The sequence below is a fragment of the Methanosarcina spelaei genome (assembly GCF_002287235.1).
Lineage (GTDB): Archaea > Halobacteriota > Methanosarcinia > Methanosarcinales > Methanosarcinaceae > Methanosarcina > Methanosarcina spelaei.
The window spans coordinates 1-4064 of the sequence record NZ_LMVP01000162.1 but is presented as its reverse complement, the minus strand read 5'-3'; the positions used below and the strand labels follow the sequence as shown (position 1 = coordinate 4064).

The 4064-nt window shown below is 36.6% G+C and carries 5 protein-coding genes; 3 read left to right on the top strand and 2 right to left on the bottom strand.

Annotation, left to right across the window (positions count from 1 at the left end):
- The coding region (gene tnpC, locus ASJ81_RS09580; protein ID WP_141241541.1) for an IS66 family transposase at window positions 1-709 on the top strand (709 nt) is incomplete at its 5' end.
- Between the two features lie 35 nt (window positions 710-744).
- Here tnpC and ASJ81_RS09575 read toward each other — a convergent pair.
- Together ASJ81_RS09575 and ASJ81_RS09570 are read right to left on the bottom strand one after the other, a co-directional pair.
- Window positions 745-1182, bottom strand: coding sequence for a Zn-ribbon domain-containing protein (locus tag ASJ81_RS09575; RefSeq protein WP_095644274.1), 438 nt, complete (start codon window positions 1180-1182; stop codon window positions 745-747).
- Between the two features lie 413 nt (window positions 1183-1595).
- The gene (locus ASJ81_RS09570) at window positions 1596-2270 is read right to left on the bottom strand and encodes a phosphoribosyltransferase (RefSeq protein WP_095644273.1); all 675 of its coding nucleotides are present in this window, start codon (window positions 2268-2270) and stop codon (window positions 1596-1598) included.
- A gap of 497 nt (window positions 2271-2767) precedes the next feature.
- Here ASJ81_RS09570 and ASJ81_RS09565 point away from each other — a divergent pair, with 497 nt between their 5' ends.
- Together ASJ81_RS09565 and ASJ81_RS09560 are read left to right on the top strand one after the other, a co-directional pair.
- A complete protein-coding gene (locus ASJ81_RS09565; protein WP_095644272.1) occupies window positions 2768-3544 on the top strand; it encodes a helix-turn-helix transcriptional regulator in 777 nt (258 codons plus the stop codon).
- Window positions 3545-3792: 248 nt separating this feature from the next.
- A partial coding sequence (locus ASJ81_RS09560) for a hypothetical protein (protein ID WP_141241647.1) occupies window positions 3793-4064 on the top strand: 272 nt, incomplete at its 3' end.

Sequence of the window (4064 nt, the reverse complement as noted above, 5' to 3'; positions counted from 1 at the left end):
TGGAAAAAGACATTGGCTTCATGTAGCTTCTACTGACAAATACACCTGTTATTTTACTCATGCAAAAAGAGGATCCGAAGCTATTGATGCTATGGGAATTCTTCCAGAGTTTAAAGGGGTAGCAGTTCACGATGGATGGAAACCTTACAACAGTTATAATTGTGATCATGCTCTTTGCAATGTTCATCTCCAGAGAGAACTTACTGGAATTGAAGAGAATTATAAACAGCAATGGGCTAAAGATATGAATGAGCTGTTGTCTGAAATGAAAAAGTATGCTGATGAGTGTAAAGAGCAGGTCAAAAATCTAGATTTTGAACAAGTTAAGGCATTAGAAAAAAGGTTCAATGCTGTAGTCGCGAAAGGAATTGAAGAAAATCCACCTTCTTTAAATCCTGAAAAACGAGGAAAACGTGGTAAGAATCCAAAAACCAAAGCAAGGAATCTGCTTGATAGGTTTATAGAACATAAAGAAAAGATTCTGAGATTCCTGACAGACTTGAAAGTTCCGTTTGAGAATAATCAAGCAGAAAGAGATGTCAGGATGATGAAGCTACAGCAGAAAATATCAGGAACTTTCAGAACTGCACGAGGAGCGGAAGCTTTCTGCAGAATTAGAGCATATATTTCAACAATAAGAAAGAATGGTTTACCTGTTTTAGAGGGTATTCTCGCGGCGCTCAAAGGAGCGCCGCTAACTATACCCTGAATAGTTACAATTATTTTTGCTTTTAATTTTGCTTTTTAATTTTTCTTTTTGTTTTCTTTTTGCTGGCTGAAAACCGAGGGCAGATGCAGGGCATAAGACCCTTCTTCCCGGATTGCCATAACGAGTTCTTTTCTTTCAAGAAGAGAATCCAGGTTAAGTTCATAGGAGCCAGGCCCAAGAATTCTTACGGACTCTACTCTTTCGTCATCTGTTTCCCTCTCTGGTTCTGGTTCCTGCTTTACACTTTCCTGCTCAGAAGCAAGAGCCTCATCAATATTTCTTACAACTTCATCCAGAGAGGATTCCAGATCTAACTTTTGTTCTTCCAGAGCGAGCCGTTCCTGATTTTCTAAACCTTCAGATTCGTTTTTTACATAAAGGAATTTATTCCAACCGCAGTTCGGGCAGCCGCTCAGAATGACAGAATCTCCGTCTTCAAATATGGTTCCGCATCTGGTACATCTGTGGGGCATGAATTCACCGGTAATAGATAATGGGTTAATTTACTGTTAATGAATTACTTTGCAGATAATGTAATTATGTACTCGATTTTTTAGACCAGTTTGGGATTCTGAAATCTTAGGCCAGTTTAGTATCCAGGATTTCAGACCAGTTTGGTATACTAGATTTCAGACCAATCTGGCATCGTCGACCAAGATTTTAAATGTATACAGAGTAGCTATAGTGATAGCCTTATGGATACTTAAAATATAGATACACTGAATAGATATGTATATTTGTATTTTACAGCTTAACGCCTTCGTTTAAACGAGAGTTAATTTCACCCAGTAAAAATAAAAAATATCCTCTCCGATTTTAGGCCTACTTCGCTTTCCAGTGAGAAGCATAAGCTATTATCCTATTTAGGAAGAAATTAATAAAGTTTTTATAACAATATCCAGTGCTTTTTTCCATTGATCATTTCAGAACTGACCTTGCGCACTCTCTCCATCTCCTCCAGAACTTCTGGAAGCCTTCCAGGCTGGGTTATTTCAAAGACAATAGAGTCCAGACCATGGTTTATATAAAGGCTATGTTTAAGATCACCAAGACTCCAGGATTTTTTAGGGTCTTTTCTCATGCATTTAGTCAGGATACTTGTCATATCTTCCACGAAGTTCCAGGGGTAGACAATCCAGGCCCAATCCTCGAGCCGTTCGCCCACATAATCGGGGTCGATTTTAGAACTCCCAAGGTACTGCAGTGAAGCAGTCCTGACTTCCGTAGGATTATGATTTTCTACATAGGCCTTGGCACTAAGCATACTTTCTCCGGTATCGACAATATCATCTACAATAAGTACTTTTTTTTCTTCCATTACAGCATTTGAAAGAGGATATCGAATATATGGCTCACCGGTATCGATAGCTGTGTCTCCTATGTAGTGCTCTATTTTCAAACTGGACAGGTCATCAAGTCCCAGAAAATCGCATAGCACTCGCCCGGCAAACCAGCCTCCTCTTGCAAGAGCAATAATTACGTCCGGTTCATATCCAGAACATTTGATTTCCGTAGATATGTTTCGGCACAAACTATAAATGTAATCCCAGTTCGTAAGCACACATTTGAATGATTTTATGCAAAGTCCTCCATGATCTGGAAATCGCAATACACAGTCAGGATACTATCAGATAAGAAGTATCACTTTCCAAGCTCTATTCCGATCTATATAATCTAGATTATAGATTTTAAGTTTTCTTATCTTGTCAAAGGATAGTTCTAAAAATAATTAAAAAGAATAGGACAAGATTAAAAGAAATAAGACAAATTAAAAAGAATGGGATAAGACTAAAAAAACAGGGCACGATTAAAAAGAATGGAATAAAATTAAAAAGAAGACAATAGAATTAAAAAATGAATACTTAAAAGGTAAGGTATGAACTCTGAATATACTGAAAGAATGTGACTGAAAGGACGTGACTGAAAGTATGGATTGAAGTTAATTTCAAATAACTTTAGACATCACTTGTAGAACTTCAAGTTCCTTCAAAAGATCTTTCTAAAAAATGAAGCAAAGATAAATCTTCGCAAACGTGCAAGATCCGGAAAGTGAAATCAATGGATAAAGCTTTGATAGACCTGATTTTTCTGTCCCAGAAGAGAAAAGACCTTTTGCTCCTTCTCAAAAACGGAGGAAAACCAATAGAGGACATAGTAAAAGGTCTGAACGTTAACCCAACGGGCATGCTCCCGCAAATCAAAAAATTAAAGGATGAACATCTGGTTTTTCAGGAAGATAAGGAGTACAGGCTAATGCCTCTTGCAAAAATTTTGGTCGAGAAAATGGAACCTTTGCTCGATACTCTGCAGGCCATTGAGGAGAATGCTGAATACTGGCAGGACCGCGATATCTCTGAACTACCCAGAGCATTTCTGGAAAGATTTAATGAACTGAAATCCTGCTTCCTTGTAAAACCTGACCCCGATAGTATTTTTGAGCCTTCTTCCGTGTTCCTGGATAACATAAGAAAATCAAAAAAGATAACCTGTTTTTCATCAATATTTCATCCGGTATTTTCCGAAATATTTCTAGCAAACAAAGACAATGATATCAGAATAACCCTTGTAGTAACAGAGAAAATCTATGAAAGACTGAAAACCGATTTTGAAGAAGAACTGAAACTTTATCTGGCCAGAGAAAAAAAGAAGCTTTTTATCTGTAATAACGAAGTAAAGATTGCCATGCTGGTTAAGACTGAATATTTCATGGCTGCTGATTTTCTTACCTCGAAGGGGATTTTTGACCAGGAAACCCTTATAGGCTTCAAGCCTGCAGCCCTGAGATGGACTGAAGACCTTATTCTACATTACAAAGAGCACGCTCAGCATATATAAAGATAAATTCGAACAAGAAAATTTGAAGGTGAAATTGTAACACAATATGTATTTCTATTTTTACGATCGAGCTGTAGATTCTTTATCCATTTTTCAAGGTTTTCACTGTCTCTTTTCCTTAAGAAATAATAAGTAGTTTTTCAGTTTTTTAGAGAAGATTATTAAATTTAAAGGCTTCGGGATGAATGAATAATAAACGTCTGTAAAAGCCCTTCTACCATAAAGAATGAGGTCGGTTCTTTGTTCGGGTGCACTCCGTAATTCCACTACCTTATGTCCTGATTCAAAAAGGATTCAAAAACGAATTCAAAAAGGATTCAAAAACGAATTCAAAAAGGATTCAAAAACGAATTCAAAAAGGATTCAAAAACGAATTCAAAAAGGATTCAAAAACGTATTCAAAAAGGATTCAAAAACGAATTCAAAAAGGATTCAAAAACGAATTCAAAAAGGATTCAAAAACGTATTCAAAAAGGATTCAAAAACGAATTCAAAAAGGATTCAAAAACGAATTCAAAAA